This window comes from Acidovorax sp. 107 (genome assembly GCF_003058055.1).
In the GTDB taxonomy this organism is placed as follows: domain Bacteria; phylum Pseudomonadota; class Gammaproteobacteria; order Burkholderiales; family Burkholderiaceae_C; genus Acidovorax.
Genome location: NZ_QBTZ01000001.1, coordinates 1,296,472 through 1,319,407, shown reverse-complemented (window position 1 = coordinate 1,319,407; position 22,936 = coordinate 1,296,472). Strand labels below are relative to the sequence as shown.

The following is a 22,936-nucleotide window of genomic DNA, read 5'->3' as shown; positions in this document are numbered from 1 at the left end:
TCACGCCACCTTCTTGAGCTTCAGGTGTGCTTCATAGTTCGGGTGCCAGCCTACGAGCAAGTCGTCGGCCAGCATATGGAAGCAACCGGGGATGAAATGGCTCGGGGGCGACATCGCCTGAACTGGCGCAGTGAACTGCATGCAGTCAAAGTACAGTGCCTGCCCTTGATGCTGCTCGGATCTGCTACCGTGATTCAATCCACAGGTTCGCTGCTTGTTCTTCCACGCTCGCTTCAGGACACCGTCCAGGTCGTCAAAGGAGGTCTCGTCAACTTCGCCCCGGGCAGCCCAATCAGTCCGGTCGAACGAGGCCATGAAGTAGTCGCTCGCAGCCCCGAGCATCTCTTCGAATGACAACCCAATGATGTCCAGTTGCCGGATGAAATTGTCGGGGAGATATCCCCGCGACACCGCCTCCGACGGAGCCGGAGCACGACTCGAAAGCACTGTCTGACGGTCAATCTTTTGGACGTAGGACGTGTACCAGCCATGGAAGTCATCGCGCGCGATGACAGCCGGTTTTCCGACCTCAAGCAATAGATCGATGTGACGCTTTACCACTCCGCAGAGGTGATTGGTGATGTCCTGGACCTTAGAGGGTGAAACGGGGTGGCTTCGGACGAGCGCTTCCAGATCAGCCTGGGGACTGCCACTGCCCAGGGTCAGTCGGAAATTGCAGATGAGTCGTTCCAAAAGACTTTGATCGGCAGTGAATACCTTCTCGACGTACGAAGAAATCTCCGCAGCGACTCCCGGCTTCAGGTCAAACTCCGGAGGGCACCCCCACAGCTCAGTCCGTGCCTGTGCAATGGCCGCTCGGGCGCTTTCCAGCGTATTCGCTCGGGCGAAACCCCCAACGATCGTTCCTTCGACCGGACGAGAAACGTAGAGTTCGAAAATCGCTTTTTCTACTTCGAACCCTGGGGTCGCCGCAAGCTCGACCCAATTGGAAAGAGTTTTCCATAGCGACTTTGCGCGGTCCGCGACAGGATTGGCCGTAAGCGCGCTCTTGCTTTGGACCAGCTTGACGGCACCAGCACCGTCATCCTGCGCTACATCGTCAAGAAGTTCGAGGCTGCAAACGCTCCCCTCCGGTGCTTGAAGCAACAGATGAGTGAGCCGCGTAAATTGAAGGCTGTACCCTAATGCCTGCCCCGGAACCTCGGTCTTCCGCTTAGTCCGGGATGGGCCTTTCGCTTTTGATGACGCCATTCGGTTCCCCCGATAGAAATCCCCCCAACCAATCCTGTTACATCTTACAAGAAGCAAGTGGTTATCTACCTGGTACCCGAGGCTGGGGCAACCGTGCCAGAAAGCCTTTTTCAAAAGCTGCAGATCGTGGTATGTAGCCCTGCCCTTGCATATCAACGCATGGGGCTGCCAGGTTCAAGTAGCCCCATAGGACAAGCGTTGATGGGCATGTAGTTCAACTTATCCGCGGCATCGATAGAAAGTTAGCGGGTGAAGTCATTCCGGCACACCACCAGCACTGAGCGACGATTTGGCATAGGCGACGGAAGCTTTTCGCCTGACGTTCGCTCGCCGGAATCCTCGATCTCCGGCCACGAACGCCTCCAGCATGTGTGGGATCAGCGTGACCGCATCGACCGCTTCGCCGTAGGTCTGCGCGTGCAGTGCGGCGTAGCGATCGAGTTCAGCCTTCAGGCTGGTCGGACAAGAGAACGTGAGCTTCGTGCTCTCGGTTTTGGGCAGCGGCCCAAGACGCAGCTTCTTGGAGGTGTTCATCTCGCGGTTCCCCGGTTGAAGAACAGAGGCTGGTACGGCCGCAACACCAGGTCGCGGTTGACGATGATCCGCACCGGCAGGCCCGGCCGCTCTGTCAACGTCGGCTGAATGCTCATGTTGCGCCGGGTCATCTCCTGGCCCACCTGATTGATGCTGTCCTGCGCGCTGTCACGCCCAGCGATCACGATGCGATTGCCGTTCTGCCGGTTCTCCGGCTCGGCTAGCTCTGCGCCCACGCCCAGCAGTGTCGTCAGCGCCGCACCGGCAAAGACGCGATCCCAGTGCCAATCGACGCCATCCTCCAGGCCGGAGTAGCCGGCCGGGTCAGTGCCCGCGGGGTTGTCGAGCTTCAGCGAAGACGTGTCCGGCAGGATGATGCGGCTCCACACCACCTGCACGCGGCTCTGCCCGTAGCTCACCTGGCTGTTGTACTTGCCCAGGAGGCGCGAGCCCTGCGGGATCAGCAGGAACTTCCCCGTCGCCGTGTCATACACCGGCTCTGTCACCGTGCCAATCACGTCGCCTGGCAGGTCAGATTTGATGCCCGTCACCAGCGCCCCAGCGATCACCGTCCCGGCCATCACCTGGTACGGCGAGGACGGCATTTGCAGATTGCCGGAATTGCGGGTTTCTGTAGAACCGCCTTTCAGGAAAGCCTCTTTCTGGTCTTGCCGGTTCTGCACGGCGGTGGGGTCGGATGGCTGGGCCGCCGTCGAGGCCGGGCCAGCGGCCAGCGGGTCGAAGCCCGCCAAAGCCGATGCCGGGCCAGCCGCTTGCGCAGTCGCTGGCGCTGCGGTCTTGCCGGGAGTGCCCGAACGGAAGAACACCGAGGAACCCGCGGCTGCTTCGGCTTCCTTGCGCCGAGCATCGTCTGGGTCGTGGCCTGGCGGCGCATACGTCGGCGTCACCGGCTGCTGTGCCTTCACGATGGCCGGGCCCAGGTCGCCCGGCAGCGGCGGCCCCAGCTCGGGCACCTTTCGCGGCAGCTTGGAGTAATCCGAAGGCAGGCCATCCAGCCCTTCGGACTTCGAGACGCGATCGACGTTGTAAAGCTCGGTCTGCTCGCCCGCGCCGCGCCGATACGGCTGCAATGACCAGATCGTGGCCCCGAGCACGGCGACCGACAGGCCGCCGATGAGCATGGCCAAGGTGCGCCGATTCAGGCGCGTGACGGCGCGCGGCTGGGCGCGCAACGCCACCGCCTCGGGCGCAACCTTGCCCGCCTGCGCCGCAAGATCAGGGGAATCGTCCTGGCTCATGGTCAGTTCCTCCGCGTGCCGTCCGTGCGCTCGATCCGCACCACGTCGCCCTTGTCTCCGCCCAGACGCAGCTCGGCCGCGCCGAACAGGCGATCCACGATGTAGTACGGCGAGCGGAAGCGGTAGTTCACCAGTTGCCCGTCGCCCTGCGCGCCGACCACGAACAGCGGCGGCAGCTCGCCCTGGGCGATGCCCGGCGGAAACTGGATGTAGACCTTCTCCCCGTCATCGAAGGCGCGCAGCGGCTTCCACGGCGGATTGCTGCCGCTGACCGCATACCGGAAACGGATCTTCTCCAGCGACAAGCCGACATCGACCGGCGCGGCGGCGCTGGCCGCTTGCGCCTGGCGCTGCAGGGCCAGCATCTTGTCCTTCGGATACTCCCAGGACACCGAGGCCATCCACGTCTTCTCGGTCGAGGTCAGCTCCAGCAGGTAGGTGCGTCGGCTGGTGGTGACAACCAGATTGGTCTTGAGGCCCGAGCGGATCGGCTTGACCATCACATTGACGCGCAGCGCATCGCCGCTGCCGCTGGACGTGTCCCCGACGATCCAGCGCACCGTATCGCCCGCCGCCACCGTCACCAGTTCCTCGCCCGGTTGGAGCGCGATCACGGTCACGCGGCCCACGGCCGCATAGACCTGATACAGCGCGCCATCCGTGAAGGGCCACACCTGGATCGCATTGACGTAGCCCTCGCGTGTCGGCGCAATGCGCGCCTCGGCGTTGGCGCGGGACACGCGCACGGTTTCATCGGCGGGCTCTGCGGCGGGCTTGGCATCCGGCACAGGTTTCATCTGCGCCGGCATCGGCAGCACCTGCGGCACGGCCACCACTTCGACCGGTGCAGGTGGCTCCGGCAGCGGCTGGGCCTGCACCGGTTCATCGAGCGAAATGGACGGCGGCGGCTTGCCCTGCGTAGCGCAGCCAGAGAACAGCACGGTCGAAGCCAGCAGCATCACCGGCAAGACGGATTTACGGAAAAGATCATTCATGGCTTTGCTCCTTCGTTTCCTTCCAGTTCGCGGCTCCACGACAGCCCGTTGACGTAGATGCCCAGGGGGTTCTTGCGCACGCGCTGCTCGGTGCGCGGCGTCTGCTGCACGATGGACACCACGGCGTTCCAGCGTTCAGTGCGATCCAGCGCACCGTTCACAAAGCGCGTCTCCGTCCAGCGCACGTTGAAAGACGTGTCGCTGGCGCGGGTCACGCTGGTGATCTGCACCGTCACCGACTCCTTGCCGATGCGCGCGAACGGGTCATTGGTGCGGGCGTACTCGTTGAGCACCACGGCGCCCTTGTCGGTCGTGTAGTCGTAGGCATCGAGCCAGTTCTGCCGCACCACGATCGGGTCGATGGACAGCGAGCGCACCAGGCCGATGAAGCGGCCCAGGTGGTAGGCCATCTGCGCATCGCTGGGCCGGTACGGCGTGGCGGCTTCGCCGACAGCGCGCACCTGGCCCGCGTTGTCCACCTCAATGACGTAAGGGGTGACGATGGATTGCGCGGAGCGCCAGACAAGCCCGCCCGCCATCAGCACGGCCAGCGTGAGGCAACCAAAGGCCATGAAGCGCCAGTTCCTCGCCTGCACGCGGGCCGAGCCGATGCGGTCGTCCCACACCTGGGCGGCGGATTGGTACGGGGTAGCAGGCTGCGGCGTGTCGGCGTAGCGCACCTGCGGTCGTTTGAATCGCATGGGAGTTCTCCTTCAAGATCAGGAATCGGAATCACGCAGGCTTGGCCCCTGGCTGGAGCTGCCGCCGTCGCCGCCGCGCAGCGTGTGGGCGGCGGTGGTTGCGGCATGGGTGAGCTGCTGCCTGCGATGCAGGCGCTTGGCCCAGGCGGGTTGTTCGGTGGATGTGGCTGTGGCGGGAGACTCGCTTACGGCCTGTGCGGCGCCGCCCCCCGACGCCGATCCGGCGTCATCGGGTCGAAAAGCCGCTGCCATGCGCTCCTTCATCGAGCGCGCTCCATTGGCCACCTTCTGCCCCGCCGCCTGCGCGCTGGTCTTGGCCACATTGCCCACGCCAGCAGCGGCGCCCTTGAGGCCGCCACCGGCCGAAGCGGAGCCCGCCTGGTACGCCGACCGGGCGCTGCTGGCGGTCGATGCCATCGAGCGGGCGGCGGCAGGTGCCATGCGTGCCCCGGCCGCCACGGCGCTGCCGACGCCCGTAGCAGCGGCACCAACCGCAACAGCGGTTCCGGCTGCGCCGATGGCAGCACCGGCCATCGCGCCTGCACCGAGCTGCGGCCCACCGGACACCAGCCCGGTCGCAATGCCCGGCCCGAAGATGCCCAGGGCCAGCAGGGACAACGAGGCCAGCATGATGACCAGCGCCCGGTCGATAGACGGCTCGGAGCCCGCCGGAATGTTGAACTCGGAGAACAACCCCGAGCCGATGCCCACGATCACGGCCAACACCAGCACCTTGATGCCCGAGGACACCACGTTGCCCAGCACCTTTTCAGCCAGGAACGCCGTCTTGTTCCACAGGGCGAACGGCACCAGCACGAAGCCCGCCAGCGTCGTCAGCTTGAACTCAATCAGCGTGACGAAGAGTTGCACCGCCAGCACGAAGAAGCTGACGATGACCACCAGCCACGCGAAGAACAGCACGACGATGGGCGCGAGGTGGATGAACACCTCGGGGAAGCCCGACAGCTCCTTGATCTGGTCGAGGATCGGGGCCGCTGCGTCGATACCGGCCTTGGCCAACCGTCCCGGCTGCAGGAAGTTGCCCATGCTCAGGGTCGAGCCGCTGGCCGTCAGGCCCAGGCCCGCGAAGGAGCGGAACACCACGCTGGCCAGCATGTTGAAGTTGCCGATGATGTAGGCGAAGGCACCGACGTACAGCACCTTGCGGATCAGTTTGGCGATCACGTCCTCGCCCTGGCCGGTGGCATGCCCCATCGCCCAGAACAGCCCGGCCAGCGTCATGTCGATGACGATCAACGTTGCGGTCAGGAACGCCACCTCGCCTTGCAGCAGGCCGAAGCCCGAGTCGATGTAGCGCGAGAAAACGTCGAGGAAGCGGTCAATGACCGAAACGTCGTTCATGGCCCGGCTCCGTCAACGGCTGTAGAAGTTCACGGGCTGCGGCGTGTACGGCGTACCGGTTCCCACGAAGCGCCGGTTTACCTCGCGGCCACGCTCCACGGCGGCGGCCTGCCGCGCGAATTCCAGCGAGGCCGCGCGGTCCTGCGTGATCTGCAGCCGCTGCGTCTGTATGGACTGCTTGGCTTGCAGGGCCAGCAACTGGTTCATGGCCTGCATCGCCTGCAAAGCGCCCACGGCCGACTGGCTCTTGCCCACCAGGTCGGCCAGCACGCCTTCGTCGTCGCTCAGGTTCTGCGAGGCCTGGGCCTGCATCTGCATGGTGGTCTGCAGGCCATTGAGCGTGTTCTTCCAGCGCTCCTGCGCGTCGCGGTACATCTGATTGCCGCTCACCGTGGCAGCGTATTGCTCCGGATACAGGCGCCGGAACTCCCGATCCAGATTCGTCACGTCATAGGCCAGGCCCCTGGCCTGAGCGATCAGCCGCTGGGTGGTCGCCAGATTGGTGCGCAACTGGCCCACCACACTGGACGGCAAGCTCGTCAGATTGCGCGCCTGGTTGATGAGCATCTGCGCCTCGTTCTGGAGCTGCTTGATCTGGTTGTTGATCTGCTCCAGCGTGCGGATCGCGGTCAGCGTGTTCTGCACGAGGTTCGTGGGGTCGATCACGACCCACTGCGCCTGCACGGCGGTAGCGGTGCAAAGCATGGCCGCGACGGCGGCGGCGACAAGACGCTTTTTCATGATGGGTTCTCCTGGAGGTGGGTGGACGGGAACGAGGACAGCAGGTCGGCGGCCCAATGCAGGCCGCGATGGCGCAGCCAGGTGGCTGCGAAGGGAGAGGCATCGGAATGCGAGGCGGCAAGCACCGCGTCGATGTCGCGCTGGTCTTGCGGCGTGGACGCACCCGCGAAGGCCAAGGTCGCGGCGCCCAGGTCGAGATCGAACAGGCGATTGCCGAGGCGCGATTGGTAGTAGTAGTCGCGCTTGGGCTGCGCGGTGGCGACGATCTCGATCTGCCGGCTGTTGAGGCCGAAGCCCTCGTAGATCGTTCGAATCTGCGGCTCGGTCGCCTGCGGGTTCGGCAGGAAGATGCGGCTCGCGCAGCTCTCGATGATGGCCGGCGCGATGCTCGAATCCTTGATGTCCGCCAGGCTCTGCGTGGCGAAGATGACGCTGACGTTCTTCTTGCGCAGGGTCTTCAACCACTGGCGGATGCGTGCCGCGAACACCGGGTCATCGAGGAACAACCACGCCTCATCGAGGATCAGCAGCGTCGGCGCACCGTCGAAGCGTTCATCGAAGCGCGCAAAGAGGTAATGGAGCACGGCCATGACAGCGGCCTTGCTGTGCATCAGTTCCTCCATCTCGAAGCACTGCACGGAACCAGCTCCCAGGCGATCCGAATCCGCATCCAGCAGCTTGCCGTGTGCGCCACCGAGCACATAGGGCGCGAGCACCTGCCGAAGTGCGTTCGATTGCAGCAGGACGGAAAGCCCCGTCATCGTGCGCTGCTCCACGGGCGCGCCGGCGAGACTGCCGAGCGCCGACCAGATGGCCACCTTCTCATCGGGGCCGACGGCCACACCCTCATGCCGCAGGCGTCCTTCGATCCATTCGGCCGCCCAGGTGCGGTAGCCCTCACGATCGATGCGGGCGAGCGGCTGGAAGGCGATGTCGCCATCCATCCCAAGGTCGTAGTGCTCGCCGCCCAGGCCCAGGATGGTGGCGCGCATCGAGCGCCCCATGTCAAAGACGAAGATGCGCGAGCCACGGTAGCGGCGGAACTGCATCGCCAGTGTGGCGAGCAGCACCGACTTGCCCATGCCGGTCGGGCCGGCTACCAAGGTGTGCCCCACGTCACCGATGTGGGTGACCAGCCGGAACGGCGTCGCGCCCTCCGTGCGGGTCACGATCAGCGGTGGGCCGTCGAGGTGGGCATTGCGCTCGGGGCCAGCCCATACGGCGGACACCGGCATGAGGTGCGCCAGGTTCAACGTGGAGACGATGGGCTGGCGGACGTTGGCGTAGGCATGGCCCGGAATGGACGACAACCACGCATCCACGGCGTTGAGCGTTTCGGGGATGGTGACGAAGCCACGCCCCTGGATGACGCGCTCCACCATGCGCAGCTTCTCGTCGGCCACGGCGGCATCCGCGTCCATGACGGTGACGGTTGCTGTCAGGTAGCCAAAGGCGACTTGATCGCTGCCCAGTTCCTGCAAGGCCGCATCGGCGTCGGCGGATTTGTTGCTGGCATCGGTATCGACCAGCGGGCTTTCCTGCTGAAAGATGGTTTCGCGCAGCAAGGCGATGACGTTCTTGCGCTTGGCGAACCACTGGCGGCGCAGGCGGGCAAGTTCTTTTTCCGCATCGGCTTTGTCAAGGCAGAGAAAGCGCGTACTCCAGCGGTACGCAAAGCCGAGGCGGTTGAGGTCGTCCAGCATCCCTGGCCAGGTGGAGGTCGGAAATCCCCGTACCGTCGCCACGCGCAGATGCTGGTCGCCCAGCATCGGTGCCAGGCCACCGATCAGCGGCGCGTCGGCCAGCAGTGCATCGAGGTGGAATGGCACCTCGGGCACGTCCACGCGGTAGCGTCGCGTTGACACGGTGGCATGCAGGTAAGTCAGCGTCTGGCTGTCGTCGAGCCAGGCGATCTCCGGCATCACGCCATCGAGCAGGTCAAAGATGCGATCCGTCTCCGCGACGAAGGCAGTCAGCCGCTCGCGCCAGTCCACGCCTTCGGTCGGACGGTTCTCGTACAGCATTCCGGCCGCACGGGCGCGGGCTTCCTCCGGCGGCAGGTACACCAGCGTCAGGTGATAGCCGCTCTCGAAGTGGTTGCCCGAGTCCTCAAAGGCGGCCCGTCGCTCCTCGTCCACCAGCCACGACAGCGGCTCGGGAAACTCCGAGTGCGGGTAGTTGGCGGCGGGCCGGCGCTCGGCCTCGATGAACAGCGCCCAGCCCGAACCCAGCCGGCGCAGCGCGTTGTTCAGCCGCGCCGACGTAGAAATCAGCTCGCCCTGCGTCGCGCTATCGAGGTCTGGCCCCCGAAAGCGCGCCGTGCGCTGGAACGAGCCATCCTTGTTCAGCACGACGCCCGGCGCGACCAGCCCGGCCCACGGCAGCCAGTCAGCGAGCAAGGCCGGGCGTTGGCGGTATTCGGCAAGGTTCAGCATGGCATTCCCCTCACACGTCCAGCAGCGGCCGGTGCTTGATGTGGCGGGCGAAGACCTGCATGAACTGCGGATCGACGCGTGCGCCCCAGACCGCCAGCGCATGGCCGACGATCCAGAGCACGATGCCCGGAATCCACATCTGCAAGCCCAGGCCCACGGCAGCGGCCAAGGTGCCGTTGGTGATGGCCACGGTGCGCGGAGCACCGCCCATCAGGATCGGCTCGGTCAGAGACCGATGCAGCGGAATCTCGAAACCAGGGGCGAAGCCGGAAGCGAACCCCTGCACGCCATCGTGGGCCGTGTTCATACGACGGCCCCACCCGAGAAGCTGAAGAACGACAGGAAGAAGCTCGAAGCCGCGAACGCGATGGACAGGCCAAAGACGATCTGGATCAGCTTGCGGAAGCCGCCCGAGGTATCGCCGAAGGCCAGCGCCAGGCCCGTGGCGATGATGATGATGACCGCGATGATCCGGGCCACCGGCCCCTGAATGGACTCCAGGATGGATTGCAGCGGGCCTTCCCAGGGCATCGAGGAACCCGCGGCCTGCGCGGTGCCCGCGAGCAGCAGCATTAGCGCCGCGAGCATCAAGCCCTGCATGGCCGGGCGAGCCAGGCTCTCCAGCTGTGCGGGCCGGCGAAGAGGATTTGCGGAAATACGGAAAGCAGGAACGATCATCTGCGTCATGGCAGTTCTCCAGGGTGGTTGAGGGACAGGGAGGAAAGGTCGGACTGCGGCAGCAGCTCGGGAAACGGCGCTTCCAGCGCATCCGCCAGTTGGTAGCCCACGCCATCGAAGCCGACGACGCGGGCGATGCTCTCGATGCGGCGCTTGCGCCCGCGCCCGGCGATGTGGATGACCACGTTGACCGCTTCCGCGATCAGCGCACGGGGCGGATTCACCGCCACTTCGAGAATCAGTTGCTCCAGGCGCAGCAATGCGCCCAGCGCGGAGCCGGCGTGGATCGTGGCAATGCCGCCCGGATGGCCGGTGCCCCACACCTTGATGAGATCCAGCGCCTCGGCGCCGCGCACCTCGCCGACGACCACGCGATCCGGGCGCAGACGCATGGACGAGCGCACCAGCTCGGTCATGGACACGACACCCTGGCGCGTGCGCAGCGGCACGTGGTCGCGGGCCGCGCATTGCAGCTCCACCGTGTCTTCGAGCACCAGCACGCGGTCGCCGGTGGCGGCGATCTCAGCCAGCAGGGCATTCGCCAAGGTGGTCTTGCCGGTACTCGTTCCACCCGCGATCAGAATGTTCTGGCGCTCGCGCACCGCACGCACCAGCAGGCCCGCCTGTGCAGCGGTCATCATTCCGTCCTCGATATAACGCGACAGCGGGATCACGCCCACGGCGCGCTTTCGCAAGGCGAAGGCCGGCCCCGGAGCAGCGGGCGGCAAGATGCCCTCGAAGCGTTCGCCCGTCTCGGGCAGCTCTGCCGTCAAGAGCGGCTGGCCGCGATGTACCTCGGCGCCGACGTGGGCCGCGACCAGCCGGATGATCCGTTCACCGTCCGCTTCGGACAGCTCCACGCCCATCGGTGCACGGCCCGATGAAAGCCGGTCGATCCACAAGGTTCGATCCGGGTTGAGCATGATTTCCACCACGTCCGGGTCTTCGAGCGCGGCGGCGATCAGCGGCCCCATCGCCGTGCGCAGCATTTGGATGCGGCGATCCAGCGACGTGGCGGTAAAGGAGGAAGCCGAGGTGCTCATAACGCGCGCTCCTGCGCTTCGGCCGGGGTTGGCGCGTCGTCCGTCCGCATCGGATCGGGATTCAGCTCGTCCACCACGTCGCGCACCAGGCTGCGCCCGCGCAGCAGGTGCCGGCCCAACTGCTCCACGAACTGCTCGAAGCGCGCCTTGCCTTGAGCGCGCGCTGCGTCCTGATGCGCCTCTGGCACGGGTGTGCTCACGGTCAGGAAGTAGCGGATGAACAAGGCCAGTGTTTCGATCTGGATGTTCTGGTCGCGCTCCAGGCGCTCGGCGTGGCGCGACAGGCGATCCAGACGCTTGGCAATCGCCGCCTCGCGCTGGTCGGCCGCGTCGGGCGACAGCCAGGATGCCAAGGCCGCCGCAACGATGCTGGACTTGGACACGCCTTTCTTGGCAGCCAGCTCATCGAGCCGCTTGGCGTGCTCGGGCTGGATGAAGAGATTCAAGCGGTGCTGGCTCATAGCTCGATTCCGTCGTCAGGGTCGAGGGATGCCAGCCGGGACGTGCGCTGCAGGGTCGGATCGAGCTGGCGCGGTAAGGGAAGCGGCATGTCGTCGTCATCGAGCAGCCCGAGGTCGGCGACAGGCACAACCAGGTCGGGGTCGTAGGCGACGGCTTCGGAGAGTTCGGGTTGGCGACGCGGGCCACCGTCGTCAGCGGCAGAGGCGAAGCCTTCAACGGCTTCGGTTGCAGGCGCCACCGGAACGGGAGGAACCGTCAGCCCGCTCCAGTCGTCGGGCCGTAAGGAAGGCACGTCGGCGTAGCGCCCCGCAATGAGCACAGGGGGCGGCAGCACGCGCCGCTGGAAGTTCGCGTCAGAGTAGTAGCGCACCTTCTTGGCCTTGATCGGCGCGACGCTGGAAACCATCACCACCGCCTCGTCGGGCGGGAGTTGCATCACTTCGCCTGGCGTCAGCAAAGGTCGGGCGGTCTCCTGTCGCGACACCATCAAGTGCCCCAGCCATGGGGCGAGCCGGTGACCCGCGTAGTTGCGCTGCGCGCGCAACTCAGTGGCAGTGCCAAGGGTTTCGGAAATCCGCTTGGCCGTGCGCTCGTCGTTGGTGGCGAACGTCACGCGCACATGGCAGTTGTCGAGGATGGAATGGTTCTGGCCATAGGCTTTGTCGATCTGATTGAGCGACTGCGCGATCAGGAAGCTACGGATGCCATAGCCCGCCATGAAGGCCAGCGCCGTCTCGAAGAAATCCAGGCGCCCCAGCGCCGGGAACTCGTCAAGCATCAGCAGCAGCTTGTGGCGGCGCTCGATGCCGTCGCTGCCATCGAGTGATTCGGTGAGGCGTCGCCCGATCTGGTTGAGGATCAGGCGAATGAGCGGTTTCGTCCGCGAAATGTCCGAAGGCGGCACCACCAGGTACAGCGACACCGGATGCTCGGCCGCGATCAGGTCGGCAATGCGCCAGTCGCAGCGCGAGGTGACTTCGGCCACCGTGGGGTCGCGGTACAGGCCGAGGAATGACATGGCGGTGCTCAACACGCCGGAACGCTCGTTGTCCGATTTGTTCAGGACTTCGCGCGCTGCCGATGCCACCACCAGATGCGGCCCACCACCGATGTGCGGCGTGGTCATCATCCGATGCAGGGTCAGCTCGAAGGGACAGGCCGGGTCGCTGAGGAAGTTGGCGACTCCGCGCAGCGTCTTGTCTTCGCCTGCGTAGAGCACGTGCAGGATGGCCCCAACCAGCAGCGCATGCGAGGTCTTCTCCCAATGGTTGCGCCGCTCCAGTGCTCCTTCGGGATCGACCAGAATGTCTGCGATGTTCTGCACGTCGCGCACTTCGTGCGCGCCGCGCCTCACCTCCAGCAGTGGGTTGTAGGCCGCCGACTTCGCATCGGTCGGGTTGAACAGCAGGCAATGCGAGAAGCGCGAGCGCCAGCCGGCGGTGATGCTCCAGTTCTCGCCCTTGATGTCGTGAATGACGGCCGATGCAGGCCAGCTCAACAAGGTGGGAACCACCAGGCCCACGCCTTTGCCCGAGCGGGTAGGCGCGAAGGTCAGAACATGCTCCGGGCCTTCATGTCGCAGGTACTGCTGGCGATGCTGGCCGAGGAACACGCCCGCAGGCTGGTCAAGCCCCGCCTTGCAAATGTCCTCCGCGTTGGCCCAGCGAGCCGACCCGTAGGTCGTGACCAGCTTGGACTGGCGCGAGCGCCAGATCGACATGCCGATGGCAACCACCACCGCGATCAGGCCGCTGCCTGCGGCAATGGCACCGCCCACGTCAAAGACATGCGGCGTGTAGGCGTCGAAGAAGAACCACCACTCGAACAGGCGCCAGGGGTGATAGACCGGCGTGCCGAAGAAATCGAACCACGGCGAGCCCAGGCGTAGCTGGTAGCCCAGGGCGGCGGCCGTCCATTGCGTAGCGCTCCATACGCCAGCGATCACGATGCCGAAGACAACGGCAATCTGACCGAACAGCACGTTCGTTCCTTGCATTGATCAACCTCCCACTACGGCACAGGAACGTGCCGTAGTGCCGAGGATCAAGGCGAGCGTGCAGGTCGGTCAAAGACCGTTGTGGCGGGGATTCAGGCCAAAAGAGCCAGACTTATTGCTGTGGCGAAGACAATAAAAATGCCGCATGCGCGAGCGCGCTGCGGCGTGATGAGGTAACAGTGAGACCTTCGTCGCCGCGCCGCGACGGAGGGGTGCCCTATTGAGGCTTCTGCTCCGGCCGATCACCGAAGAAGCGGCGATTCGCGGCCTCGGCGGCACGTCGGCAGAGTTCTTCGCCGGCCTTCGCGCGCTCTTCCTTGCACAGGCGCTGGACTTCCTTGAGACGCTCAGGATGGGCCACGAGGAAGTCCACGGTTTCCGTCGGTTGGGATGGCCCACAGGAGGCTGTCAGTGCAGCGGCCATCAGCAGCGGCAGGAATCGGGGCATGGCTTGGGTCCTTTCAGCAGGTGGATCAGGAGTCCTCGGCGGCGCTGGAGCCATCCGCCGAATCAATGGAGTCCACTCGTGCGATGAACCGAGCCAGCATTTCGGAGGGCTCCACGTCACGGTGCAGCAGATACGTGGCCAGCATCTGCGACTTGCCCGCCAAGCGCCGGGCCACAACACCTGGCCCACGGCCGGATGCAATGTGCGCGGCGCCCGCCAAACCAAGTGCCAATCCGGCGGAGACTAAGGTCATCATCACCTCATAGGACGCCACGCGCTGGGCGATCAGTGGCTGTTGCTCGTAGCGCTGCAAAACGCGATCAACTTGGCGTGCATGGCCTTCGCATATCGCCGGATCGCATAGCGCCAGCGGATAGCGCAACACTTCTTCCAACGGAACGTGCTTGTGGGCCAGCACAGGATGGCGAGCTGGGACCGCCACCATCAGCTCGTCTTCCCACGCAGGCCTGACCACAATGCCGTCGCCCACCTCTTCGGCCATCGAAAAGCCGACGTCATACAGGTCATCGTGCAGACCCTTGATCTGTTGGTCCAACGGCACCTCAAATAACCGAATGTCAATCTCTGGATCTTCCTCTCGGCTCCGTGCCAGCAGCGTCGGCATTCGCGAGGGCGTGATGCCATCGGACAAAGCGATGCGCAACTGTCCCTGAAACCCACTGGCGGCGGACTTGACGCCGTCACACGCCTGTTTCAGAGCTTCGAAGATTCGCGGCACCCGCTCCAGGAATGCCATTCCGGCAAAGGTCAGGCGGGTGCTTCGCGTGGTTCGCGTGAACAGTTGCGCCCCGAGCTCTTCCTCTATCTCCTTGATGGTGCGCGACAAAGGGGACTGATCGATGTGCAGCTTTTCCGCTGCGCGGCCAAAGTGAAGTTCTTCGGCCACCGCTATAAAGCAACGCAAATGCCGAAGCTCCATGGTGTATCTCATCCAAGTTAAAAGGCCTTGACGAGTTCCGGCACAGCCGCGAACAGGTCCGCCTCCAGCCCGTAGTCGGCCACGCTGAAGATCGGCGCCTCCGGGTCCTTGTTGATCGCCACGATCACCTTGGAGTCCTTCATGCCCGCCAGGTGCTGGATCGCCCCCGAGATGCCCGCCGCCACGTACAGCTGCGGCGCCACGATCTTGCCGGTCTGGCCCACCTGCAGGTCATTGGGCGCGTAGCCCGCATCCACCGCCGCGCGGCTCGCGCCGATGGCCGCGCCCAGCTTGTCGGCCAGCGGGGTGATGACTTCGTCGAATTTTTCCTTGCTGCCCAGCGCACGGCCGCCGGAGACGATGATCTTGGCCGCCGTCAGTTCGGGCCGGTCGCTCTTGGCGATTTCGCTGCCCACGTAGCTGCTCTTGCCGGTGTCTGCCGCTGCGGTTGGCGTTTCCACTGCTGCGTTGCCTCCGGTCGCCGCTGTGGCGTCGAAGCCGGTGGTGCGCACGGTGATGACTTTGGTGGCGTCGCAGCTTTGCACGGTAGCGATGGCATTGCCGGCGTAGATGGGGCGTTCGAAGGTGTCGGCGCTCACCACCTTGGTGATGTCGCTGATCTGGGCGACGTCGAGCTTGGCGGCCACGCGCGGGGCCACGTTCTTGCCGCCGGCCGTGGCCGGGAACAGGATGTGGCTGTAGTTGCCGGCGATGGCCAGCACTTGCGCGGCGACGTTCTCGGCCAGGCCGTTCTTCAGGCTGGCGCCGTCGGCGTGGATGACCTTGGCGACGCCGGCGATTTGCGCTGCGGCCTGGGCGGCTGCACCGGCGTTTTCACCGGCCACCAGCACGTGCACGTCGCCACCGCAAGCGGCTGCGGCCGTCACGGTGTTCAGGGTTGCGCCCTTGATGGATGCGTTGTCGTGTTCAGCAATAACGAGTACCGACATTTAGATCACCTTCGCTTCGTTCTTGAGTTTTTCGACCAGGGCGGCCACGTCAGCCACCTTCACGCCGGCGCCGCGCTTGGCGGGTTCGGTCACCTTCAGGGTCTTCAGGCGTGGGGCGACTTGAACGCCGAGGTCTTCGGGCTTGATGGTGTCCAGCGGCTTTTTCTTGGCCTTCATGATGTTGGGCAAGGTGACGTAGCGCGGTTCGTTCAGGCGCAGGTCGGCGGTGATGACCGCGGGCAGCGTGAGGCTGAGGGTTTCCAGGCCGCCGTCCACTTCGCGGGTCACGGCTGCCTTGTCGCCGGCGAGCTCGACCTTGGAGGCGAAGGTGGCTTGCGGCAGACCGGCCAGCGCCGCCAGCATCTGGCCGGTCTGGTTGCAGTCGTCGTCGATGGCCTGCTTGCCCAGGATCACGAGGCCGGGCTGTTCCTTGTCGATCAGGGCCTTGAGCAGCTTAGCCACGGCCAGCGGCTGCAGTTCTTCATTGGTCTCGACTAGGATGCCGCGGTCGGCACCGATGGCCATGGCGGTGCGCAGCGTCTCCTGGCATTGAGACACGCCGCACGAGACGGCGACGATCTCCGTTGCCGCGCCTTTCTCCCTGAGCCGCACAGCCTCTTCGACGGCAATCTCGTCGAAGGGGTTCATGCTCATCTTGACATTGGCGATGTCCACGCCGCTGCCATCGCTCTTGACGCGGACCTTGACGTTGTAGTCAACCACCCGCTTGACGGGAACCAGGATTTTCATGGGAGGGTTTCCTTTCAGGATCATTCAGAGTTGATCGTCCGCCAGGGCCAGCGTGCTGGCGGCGCCGCCCGTGACGATGTCGCGCAGCATCGGCGCCTGCACCAGGACATGCGCCGCGTAATGGCTGGCTGTGGCGCGCTTGGTACCGAGAAAGCCCGCATCGCCCGCGCCCGCCGCGAGTTGCGCGGTAGCGGCTTCGGCCATGCGCGCCGACAGCCAGCCGCCGATCACGGTGCCCGCCAGCCGCAGGAAGGGCACGGCGCCCGCCGCGCACTGCGCGGGTTGACCGTCGTGGGCCAGCAGCCAGTCGGCCGCTTCGTCCAGCGCCTGGGCAGCGGCTGCCAACGCGCGGCCGATCTGCGCCAGCACTGCATCGGGCGATTCGACCAACCGGCGCGCATCGCCGTCGATGCGGCCCAGCAGCGCCTTCAGCGTGCGCCCGCCCTCGCGTGCCAGCTTGCGGCCGATCAGGTCGTTGGCCTGGATGCCCGTGGTGCCTTCGTAGATGGTCGTGATGCGCGCGTCGCGCATGTGCTGCGAGGCGCCGGTTTCCTCGACGTAGCCCATGCCGCCATGCACCTGCACGCCGTCGGACGTGATGCCCTGCGCGCTGTCGGTACACCAGCCTTTGACCACCGGTATCAGCAGGCCGACCAGGGCCTGCGCCTGCGCGCGCTCCTGCGCATCGGCGTGGCCCGCGGCGCGGTCCATCTGACCGGCGCAGAAGTAGGCCAGCGCGCGCATGGCCTCGGTGCGGGCCTTCATGTCCATCAGCATGCGCCGCACGTCCGGGTGGCCTGCGATGGCGGTGCTGCCGCTGATCAGCGGCTTGCCCTGCACCCGCTCCAGCGCATAGGCGCGTGCGCGCTGGTAGGCGCGCTCGGAAATGCCCACGCCTTCCAGGCCAACGTTCAGCCGCGCGTGGTTCATCATGGTGAACATGCAGGCCAGCCCCTGGTGCGGCTCGCCGACCAGGTAGCCGATAGCGCCGCCGCTGTCGCCAAAACTCATCGACGCCGTGGGGCTGCCGTGGATGCCCATCTTGTGCTCAATCGACGTGCAGGCCAAGTCGTTGCGTTCGCCCAGGGTGCCATCGTCGTTGACCAGGTACTTCGGGCACAGGAACAGCGAGATGCCTTTCACCCCCGGTGGCGCATCGGGTAGGCGCGCCAGCACCAGGTGCACGATGTTCTCGGCCATGTCGTGCTCGCCCCAGGTGATGAAGATCTTGTTGCCGCTGACGCGGTAGTGGTCGCCCTCGTGTACGGCACGGCTGCGCAGCGCGGCCAGGTCGGAGCCGGCCTGGGGCTCGGTGAGGTTCATGGTGCCCGTCCAGCGGCCCTCGACCATGGGTGCCAGGAAGCGGCGCTGGAGTGCGTCGCTGCCATGGTGCGCAATGGCCTCCACCGCGCCCAGCGTGAGCATCTGGCACAGGCTGAACGCGAGGTTGGACGACTTCCACATCTCCAGCACGGCGGTGGAGACCAGCGTGGGCAGGCCCTGGCCGCCCCATTCGGTGGCAGCGGGCATGCCGTTCCAGCCGTTCTCGCAGAAGCTGGCCCAGGCTTCGCGAAAGCCGTCGGCGGGCGTGACCCGACCATCGTGCCAGCGCGCGCCCTGCACGTCGCCGGGGTGGTTGAGCGGATCCAGCACGCCAGCGGCGTAATTAGCCGCCTCCTGCAGGATGGCCTCGACCAGGTCGGGCGTGGTTTCTTCATGGTCCGGCTGGGCGCAGATCGCGTCCAGGCCGCCGACCTCTTTCATGGCGAACAGCATTTCGCGCAGGGGGGCTATGTAGACAGACACAGCGAATTTCCTTGATGGCTACGATCAGGCGTTTTGCGGCGTCTGTTGCGACGGGCGCAACTCGCGTGCAGCCTCTTGCGGGCCCACCGACGCCGGGCCGCCATGCCTGATGAACGCCAGGGCGATCGAGCCGATGATCCCGAAAGCCCCGATCACCAGGAAGTTCTGCTCCAGCGGCAGCTCAAGCGCAACGATCTGGCCGATTAGCAGCGGCGCCGCGATCGCGCCCAGGCGCCCCACGCCGGAGGCCATGCCGATGCCGGTCGAGCGGATGGACATCGGGTAAAACTGCCCGCAGTAGGCATAGGCCACCAATTGCGCGCCGGTGGTGCAGGCGCCGACCGCGCCGATGATCAGATAACGCAGCTCGGTCGAGGTCTGGAACGTCATCAGGTACAGCAGCACGCCGCCCAGCGCATACATCCCCACCAGCACCCACTTGATGTTGAACTTGTCGGCGAGCCACCCGCCTCCCACGGCACCGATGATGGCGCCAACGTTCAGCGCGATCACGAAGCTGAGGGCAGACCCCAGGCTGTAGCCAGCCATAGCCATCAGCTTGGTCAGCCAGCTGCTGAGCGCATAGACCATGAACAGGCCCGAGAAGAAGGCGATCCAGAACAGCACCGTGCTCGGGCCTCGCCCGTCCTGGAACAGCCGGGAGACCGGCGCACCCGCCACGCGGTCGGCGGTGGGCACGACGAACTGGGCGTCCGCCGGGTGCTTGACTCCCGGCTGGAGATTACGGGCCACTTCGGCCAGTTCGCCGTTGCGGCTGCGCGAGATCAGGTAGGTCATTGATTCCGGCACCAGCTTCAGGATGAACGGAATCAGCAGGACCGGCACACCCGCTGCGATGAAAACGACCTGCCAGCCGTACTCGCCGATCAGCTGCTTGCCGAGCACCGCGGCCAGGATGCCGCCCAGTGCGTAGCCCGAAGTCATCAGCGCCGTCATCAGGCTGCGGATCTTCTTGGGCGAGTACTCGACCATCTGTGCCACGATGACCGGCAGCACACCGCCAATCCCCAGGCCCGCGATGAAGCGCACCACGCTGAAGCTGATGGGATCCTTGGTGAATCCGGCGGCCGCGGTGAACACGCTGAACAGCATGACGCCAATGGAGAGGGCCCAGCGCCGACCAATCCGGTCGGACAGCGTGCCCAGAACCATGGCGCCGAACATCATGCCGAACAGGGCCGAACTGGCCATGAAACCGGCAGTCGATGCGTTCACGCCCATCTGCTGCATGATGGACGGCAGGGCGATGCCCACCACGGCGATGTCATAGCCGTCGATGATGAGAATCAACAGGCACCACAGAAGCACCTTGGCATGAAAGCGGTTGAAGCGAGCGTCGTCGGCGAGCTTCTGCATGTCGATTTGGCACACGTGTTTGTCTCCTTTGGGTTAGGCTCTGGATCGTGGGGCGGCGGTCATCGCCGCTCCGCTACATGTCGTCCAGCGCACACAAGGAATCCTAGGTGCCGGTGCTGCGAGCCGCGATGACGAAGCGCCCCGATCGAATGACAAACGGCCCCTTTCTGAGAGCACTGTTCAAGTGCGCCAAGAGGTCAGGCGTCAAGCTGAATATGGTCGCCCGTGCGGCTGATATTCCAGCACGAAGGGCGCTTCTGCCTGCTGGGAACACCCCGGCAGTGTTGGGTGCCCAGGGGCTCACGCCCCATCGTCGGCGCACGCCTCAACGCCAGACCCTGTACGCCTTCGCCGCCGTCAGCACGCACGATGGCGTGATTGACTCTCTGGTGCTGCCCTGGGCCAACGCTGAGACGATGCAGGTGTTCCTGGCCGAGATGGCGCGACGCCATGCCGTCGAGTTCATCATGATGGTCATGGATCAGGCGGGTTGGCACATCGCGGGTCACTTGGATGTGCCACAGAATATGCGCCTAGAGTTTCTGCCAGCCTTGAGCTGAACCCGGTCGAGCATCTGTGGAAGGTGCCGTGCCAGGATTGGTTTGCCAACACGGTGTTCAAAGAACTGGAGGCCGTACACGACGCGCTGGTGCAAGGACTCATTGCTCTCGAAACACATCAGCAAAGAACCCAGTCAATGACAGGCTTGATTGGGTTACTTCTATATCCTTGAGGGCAAATTAGTGCATCAGGCGAGCCGATAGCGCATTGCACCGTCTTCGTCTTCTGCAGACACGATTTCCCCACGCTGGTCGAGATAGTTTAGGTGGGCGAGCGTCTCTCCGGTCGCGAGGTTGAGGTGCATTTGCTCCGCAACAATGGACGAACGGTACAGGGCGCGAACCAGGTCGATGACCCTCAGAGGCTGCACAAGTTGTTGCCTGACGCGGTCGGTGCCTCTGACGGTGCTCGCACGCAGTTGCTCCAACCGTAGGTGCAGGCCATGGAAAGGTTCGTTGTGGGCAGGCAGAATCAGGGCGCTCCCAGGTACGCGTTGCATCAACCGGTCGATGGAATCGAGCCAGCCCTGCAGAGGATTCGCATGCGGCTCGGTGGCGTACACGGAGGTATTGGAACTGATCCTGGGAAGAACCTGATCCCCCGATATCAGCAAATCCAGTTCGCGCGAGTAGAAGCACGCGTGCTCGGGGGAATGTCCTGTGCCGACGATGACTTCCCATTCCTGGTCCCCGATCCGCAACATCTGGCCATCCGTGAGCCGCACAAAGCTGTCAGGCAATGGATGGATCATCTTACCGAAGTCACCGAACCGGGTGCGGTACTCATCCACCTCGGTGTCGCTCCATCCGGCCCTCCGATAGAAGCGAACGCCATCGACTGGCGCTTCCCGCCCCGTATCGGCAAGCATCACCCGACAGCTCAAATACTCGTCTCGTGTCATCCAAAGCGCGCATTCGAAGCGACGTGTCAACCATCCCGCCATGCCCACATGATCCGGGTGCATGTGCGTCGCTATCACACGGGAGATGGGACGGCCGGCTAGCGGCCCCTGCGGAGCGAGCAAGGCGAGCCACGCGTTCCTGACGTCCACGCTGCGAATGCCCGTGTCCACGACCGCCCAACCAGGACCGTCGCTCAATGCCCAGAGGTTGATGTGATCCAGGGAAAACGGCAGCAGCATGCGCAGCCACAGCACACCAGGCTTGATTTCCGTGGCTTGGCCAGGGAGTGGGAGATCCGAGAACGGATACGAGAGTGCCGGGGCTGCGTCGGTCATGATGCTTGATTTACATTCTGGCAGTGCCGCTCCAAATGGCACACAGCCATCACTCCTATGCAGTGCGAGTTCAGTTTTAGCTTAGGAAGCTTAGAAGTCAGCCTCAACGGGTGGCAATGACGAATGACCTCGATAGGCTGACGGAAAACATCTGCTTCCTGGCGCAGCCTGTCGCTGCGCTGCCGTCGGTGCAACTGCCTCAAGGGCTGCAAACAGTCTCTTGAGCGCACGAGAGCCTCGCTCGATGTGGGCCAAGGCCCGGCAGCTATGAAGGCGCCGATCTTCTCGGTGGTCGGCTACAGCCTCGTGGCCGTGCCGGAATTGGTCGAATGCCTCTATGTAGGGTGCTGCCCGCTGCGCGAGCGGGCGCGGTAGGCTCCCGGCGCGCTGCCGGTCCAGACCTTGAAGGCGCGCTGGAAGGCGGTGCTGTCGGTGAAGCCCAGGTCGGCGGCGATGGCGATGAGCGAGGCTTCGCTGCTGGTCAGGCGCACGATCGCCATGTCGCGCCGCAGTTGGTCCTTCAGTGCCTGGAAGGAAGTGTCCTCGGTGGCCAGGTGCCGCTGCAACGCGCTCACCGACATGTGCAGGCGCTGCGCGGTGACGGCCAGGTCGGGCCATTCGGGGCTGGCCCGCTGCAGCACCATGCGGACCCGCGCGCTGGCGCTGCGCTCGTTCAGGTGCGGACCCACCACGTTGCCCGGCGTGGCGCGCAGGAAGGACTGCAGCGCGTCCCGATCGCGCCGCACCGGCTGTTTGAAGGCGTCGGCGTCGAACCAGGCGGCCGTGCGCGGCTGCCCGAAGCACAGCGTACCGGAAAAGATGCGCCCGTAGCTCATCGCATGGAGCGGCTGCGCAAAATTGAAGTCGAATCGCTGCGGCACCAGCCGGCCGCCGTGCAGCCACAGCAGCAAGCGCCAGAACACGCGCAGCAGATGTGCGTGAAGGAATTCGGCATGTGCGCCCGCGCCGCCGCGCATCTCCAGCGCGAAGCCCCCCAGCGCGCCCTCGGTCACGGGCACCAGCGCCACGTCGTCCTGCAGCAGGGCGAAGGATTCGCTCAGGCGACGCAGGGCGTATGACAACGAATGGGCAGTGAACGCGCTGCGCACCATTAGCGCGAAGCTGCCCGGGCGCATGGGCCGCCCATGCAGGTAGCCCAGGCACTCGTCGTTCAGGCTGTCCTTGACGGCGATAAACAGCGCGTTGAACTGCTCCACGGTTACGCGCGAATCCTCCAGATCCAGTAGCGATTCGCTGATGCCTGCGCGCCCCAGCACGCCCTCCAGCCATTCTTGCGTGGCCAGCCCCTTGCCGCGCGCGCCGTCCAGCAGGCCATGCACGGCGAAGATAGGAGCAGTAAAGACGGGTTGCAGCATGGCGTGTGATCGAAGGGGTCAACGCCGGTCGCACGGGCCGAACGAAGTTATTTGTCAGTTGATTGAGGCAATC

22 protein-coding genes are annotated in these 22,936 nt (G+C 65.0%); 1 reads left to right on the top strand and 21 read right to left on the bottom strand.

Features of this window, described 5'->3' with window-relative positions; genetic code table 11:
- From C8C99_RS06270 to C8C99_RS06180, 19 genes are all read right to left on the bottom strand, one after another.
- The gene (locus tag C8C99_RS06270) at positions 1–1,212 is read right to left on the bottom strand and encodes an ABC-three component system protein (protein WP_015014578.1); all 1,212 of its coding nucleotides are present in this window, start codon (positions 1,210–1,212) and stop codon (positions 1–3) included.
- Positions 1,213–1,467: 255 nt separating this feature from the next.
- Complete coding sequence (locus C8C99_RS06265) at positions 1,468–1,746, bottom strand: DUF2274 domain-containing protein (protein WP_015014579.1); 279 nt, start codon at positions 1,744–1,746, stop codon at positions 1,468–1,470.
- The gene (locus C8C99_RS06260; protein ID WP_015014580.1) at positions 1,743–3,005 is read right to left on the bottom strand and encodes a TrbI/VirB10 family protein; all 1,263 of its coding nucleotides are present in this window, start codon (positions 3,003–3,005) and stop codon (positions 1,743–1,745) included. The genes C8C99_RS06265 and C8C99_RS06260 overlap by 4 nt, the downstream gene beginning before the upstream one ends.
- Positions 3,006–3,007: 2 nt before the next feature.
- Complete coding sequence (gene trbG, locus C8C99_RS06255) at positions 3,008–4,000, bottom strand: P-type conjugative transfer protein TrbG (protein WP_015014581.1); 993 nt, start codon at positions 3,998–4,000, stop codon at positions 3,008–3,010.
- Positions 3,997–4,701 carry a conjugal transfer protein TrbF gene (trbF, locus tag C8C99_RS06250; RefSeq protein WP_015014582.1) on the bottom strand — a complete coding sequence of 235 codons (705 nt, stop codon included), beginning with the start codon at positions 4,699–4,701 and terminating at the stop codon, positions 3,997–3,999. The genes trbG and trbF overlap by 4 nt, the downstream gene beginning before the upstream one ends.
- A gap of 18 nt (positions 4,702–4,719) precedes the next feature.
- Positions 4,720–6,063, bottom strand: coding sequence for a P-type conjugative transfer protein TrbL (trbL, locus tag C8C99_RS06245; RefSeq protein WP_015014583.1), 1,344 nt, complete (start codon positions 6,061–6,063; stop codon positions 4,720–4,722).
- Between the two features lie 12 nt (positions 6,064–6,075).
- Positions 6,076–6,804: a P-type conjugative transfer protein TrbJ gene (gene trbJ / locus C8C99_RS06240; protein WP_015014584.1), complete on the bottom strand. Its 729-nt coding sequence runs from the start codon at positions 6,802–6,804 to the stop codon at positions 6,076–6,078.
- Positions 6,801–9,239 carry a conjugal transfer protein TrbE gene (trbE, locus tag C8C99_RS06235; protein ID WP_015014585.1) on the bottom strand — a complete coding sequence of 813 codons (2,439 nt, stop codon included), beginning with the start codon at positions 9,237–9,239 and terminating at the stop codon, positions 6,801–6,803. The genes trbJ and trbE overlap by 4 nt, the downstream gene beginning before the upstream one ends.
- A 10-nt stretch (positions 9,240–9,249) precedes the next feature.
- Complete coding sequence (locus C8C99_RS06230; protein ID WP_015014586.1) at positions 9,250–9,546, bottom strand: VirB3 family type IV secretion system protein; 297 nt, start codon at positions 9,544–9,546, stop codon at positions 9,250–9,252.
- Positions 9,543–9,926: a TrbC/VirB2 family protein gene (locus tag C8C99_RS06225; protein ID WP_043565466.1), complete on the bottom strand. Its 384-nt coding sequence runs from the start codon at positions 9,924–9,926 to the stop codon at positions 9,543–9,545. The genes C8C99_RS06230 and C8C99_RS06225 overlap by 4 nt, the downstream gene beginning before the upstream one ends.
- Positions 9,923–10,960, bottom strand: a complete 1,038-nt coding sequence (trbB, locus tag C8C99_RS06220) for a P-type conjugative transfer ATPase TrbB (RefSeq protein ID WP_015014588.1) — start codon at positions 10,958–10,960, stop codon at positions 9,923–9,925. The genes C8C99_RS06225 and trbB overlap by 4 nt, the downstream gene beginning before the upstream one ends.
- Positions 10,957–11,421 (bottom strand): ribbon-helix-helix protein, CopG family, encoded by a 465-nt coding sequence (locus C8C99_RS06215; RefSeq protein ID WP_015014589.1) that lies wholly within the window; start codon positions 11,419–11,421, stop codon positions 10,957–10,959. The genes trbB and C8C99_RS06215 overlap by 4 nt, the downstream gene beginning before the upstream one ends.
- Positions 11,418–13,418: a conjugal transfer protein TraG gene (locus C8C99_RS06210; protein WP_015014590.1), complete on the bottom strand. Its 2,001-nt coding sequence runs from the start codon at positions 13,416–13,418 to the stop codon at positions 11,418–11,420. Before C8C99_RS06210 ends, C8C99_RS06215 begins: the two co-directional genes overlap by 4 nt.
- 217 nt (positions 13,419–13,635) lie before the next feature.
- Positions 13,636–13,866, bottom strand: a complete 231-nt coding sequence (locus tag C8C99_RS06205) for an EexN family lipoprotein (RefSeq protein WP_015014591.1) — start codon at positions 13,864–13,866, stop codon at positions 13,636–13,638.
- A gap of 25 nt (positions 13,867–13,891) precedes the next feature.
- Positions 13,892–14,806: a LysR family transcriptional regulator gene (locus C8C99_RS06200; protein ID WP_015014592.1), complete on the bottom strand. Its 915-nt coding sequence runs from the start codon at positions 14,804–14,806 to the stop codon at positions 13,892–13,894.
- A gap of 17 nt (positions 14,807–14,823) precedes the next feature.
- Complete coding sequence (locus C8C99_RS06195; RefSeq protein WP_015014593.1) at positions 14,824–15,756, bottom strand: electron transfer flavoprotein subunit alpha/FixB family protein; 933 nt, start codon at positions 15,754–15,756, stop codon at positions 14,824–14,826.
- Entirely contained in the window at positions 15,757–16,506 is a 750-nt protein-coding gene (locus C8C99_RS06190; RefSeq protein WP_015014594.1) for an electron transfer flavoprotein subunit beta/FixA family protein, read from the bottom strand.
- A 24-nt stretch (positions 16,507–16,530) separates the two neighbouring features.
- Entirely contained in the window at positions 16,531–18,312 is a 1,782-nt protein-coding gene (locus tag C8C99_RS06185) for an acyl-CoA dehydrogenase (protein ID WP_108625260.1), read from the bottom strand.
- Positions 18,313–18,336: 24 nt separating this feature from the next.
- The gene (locus tag C8C99_RS06180) at positions 18,337–19,704 is read right to left on the bottom strand and encodes an MFS transporter (RefSeq protein WP_012436225.1); all 1,368 of its coding nucleotides are present in this window, start codon (positions 19,702–19,704) and stop codon (positions 18,337–18,339) included.
- A gap of 113 nt (positions 19,705–19,817) precedes the next feature.
- Here C8C99_RS06180 and C8C99_RS06175 point away from each other — a divergent pair, with 113 nt between their 5' ends.
- Positions 19,818–20,249, top strand: coding sequence for a hypothetical protein (locus C8C99_RS06175; protein ID WP_051022544.1), 432 nt, complete (start codon positions 19,818–19,820; stop codon positions 20,247–20,249).
- A 188-nt stretch (positions 20,250–20,437) separates the two neighbouring features.
- Here the strand turns inward: C8C99_RS06175 and C8C99_RS06170 are convergent, their stop codons facing one another.
- Positions 20,438–21,487, bottom strand: a complete 1,050-nt coding sequence (locus C8C99_RS06170; RefSeq protein WP_015014597.1) for an MBL fold metallo-hydrolase — start codon at positions 21,485–21,487, stop codon at positions 20,438–20,440.
- Positions 21,488–21,822: 335 nt separating this feature from the next.
- Positions 21,823–22,863, bottom strand: coding sequence for an AraC family transcriptional regulator (locus C8C99_RS06165; protein ID WP_015014598.1), 1,041 nt, complete (start codon positions 22,861–22,863; stop codon positions 21,823–21,825).
- Between the last annotated feature and the right edge of the window lie 73 nt (positions 22,864–22,936).

What these genes read in the sequence shown, in the direction of transcription:
- C8C99_RS06175 (WP_051022544.1), top strand. Translation starts at nt 19,818, where the DNA reads ATGACGAAGCGCCCCGATCGAATGACAAACGGCCCCTTTCTGAGAGCA.
- C8C99_RS06170 (WP_015014597.1), bottom strand. Translation starts at nt 21,487, where the DNA reads ATGACCGACGCAGCCCCGGCACTCTCGTATCCGTTCTCGGATCTCCCA.
- trbL (WP_015014583.1), bottom strand. Translation starts at nt 6,063, where the DNA reads ATGAACGACGTTTCGGTCATTGACCGCTTCCTCGACGTTTTCTCGCGC.
- C8C99_RS06210 (WP_015014590.1), bottom strand. Translation starts at nt 13,418, where the DNA reads ATGCAAGGAACGAACGTGCTGTTCGGTCAGATTGCCGTTGTCTTCGGC.
- C8C99_RS06215 (WP_015014589.1), bottom strand. Translation starts at nt 11,421, where the DNA reads ATGAGCCAGCACCGCTTGAATCTCTTCATCCAGCCCGAGCACGCCAAG.
- C8C99_RS06190 (WP_015014594.1), bottom strand. Translation starts at nt 16,506, where the DNA reads ATGAAAATCCTGGTTCCCGTCAAGCGGGTGGTTGACTACAACGTCAAG.
- C8C99_RS06270 (WP_015014578.1), bottom strand. Translation starts at nt 1,212, where the DNA reads ATGGCGTCATCAAAAGCGAAAGGCCCATCCCGGACTAAGCGGAAGACC.
- C8C99_RS06265 (WP_015014579.1), bottom strand. Translation starts at nt 1,746, where the DNA reads ATGAACACCTCCAAGAAGCTGCGTCTTGGGCCGCTGCCCAAAACCGAG.
- trbB (WP_015014588.1), bottom strand. Translation starts at nt 10,960, where the DNA reads ATGAGCACCTCGGCTTCCTCCTTTACCGCCACGTCGCTGGATCGCCGC.
- trbJ (WP_015014584.1), bottom strand. Translation starts at nt 6,804, where the DNA reads ATGAAAAAGCGTCTTGTCGCCGCCGCCGTCGCGGCCATGCTTTGCACC.
- C8C99_RS06195 (WP_015014593.1), bottom strand. Translation starts at nt 15,756, where the DNA reads ATGTCGGTACTCGTTATTGCTGAACACGACAACGCATCCATCAAGGGC.
- trbG (WP_015014581.1), bottom strand. Translation starts at nt 4,000, where the DNA reads ATGAATGATCTTTTCCGTAAATCCGTCTTGCCGGTGATGCTGCTGGCT.
- C8C99_RS06165 (WP_015014598.1), bottom strand. Translation starts at nt 22,863, where the DNA reads ATGCTGCAACCCGTCTTTACTGCTCCTATCTTCGCCGTGCATGGCCTG.
- trbE (WP_015014585.1), bottom strand. Translation starts at nt 9,239, where the DNA reads ATGCTGAACCTTGCCGAATACCGCCAACGCCCGGCCTTGCTCGCTGAC.
- C8C99_RS06230 (WP_015014586.1), bottom strand. Translation starts at nt 9,546, where the DNA reads ATGAACACGGCCCACGATGGCGTGCAGGGGTTCGCTTCCGGCTTCGCC.
- C8C99_RS06225 (WP_043565466.1), bottom strand. Translation starts at nt 9,926, where the DNA reads ATGACGCAGATGATCGTTCCTGCTTTCCGTATTTCCGCAAATCCTCTT.
- C8C99_RS06205 (WP_015014591.1), bottom strand. Translation starts at nt 13,866, where the DNA reads ATGCCCCGATTCCTGCCGCTGCTGATGGCCGCTGCACTGACAGCCTCC.
- trbF (WP_015014582.1), bottom strand. Translation starts at nt 4,701, where the DNA reads ATGCGATTCAAACGACCGCAGGTGCGCTACGCCGACACGCCGCAGCCT.
- C8C99_RS06200 (WP_015014592.1), bottom strand. Translation starts at nt 14,806, where the DNA reads ATGGAGCTTCGGCATTTGCGTTGCTTTATAGCGGTGGCCGAAGAACTT.
- C8C99_RS06260 (WP_015014580.1), bottom strand. Translation starts at nt 3,005, where the DNA reads ATGAGCCAGGACGATTCCCCTGATCTTGCGGCGCAGGCGGGCAAGGTT.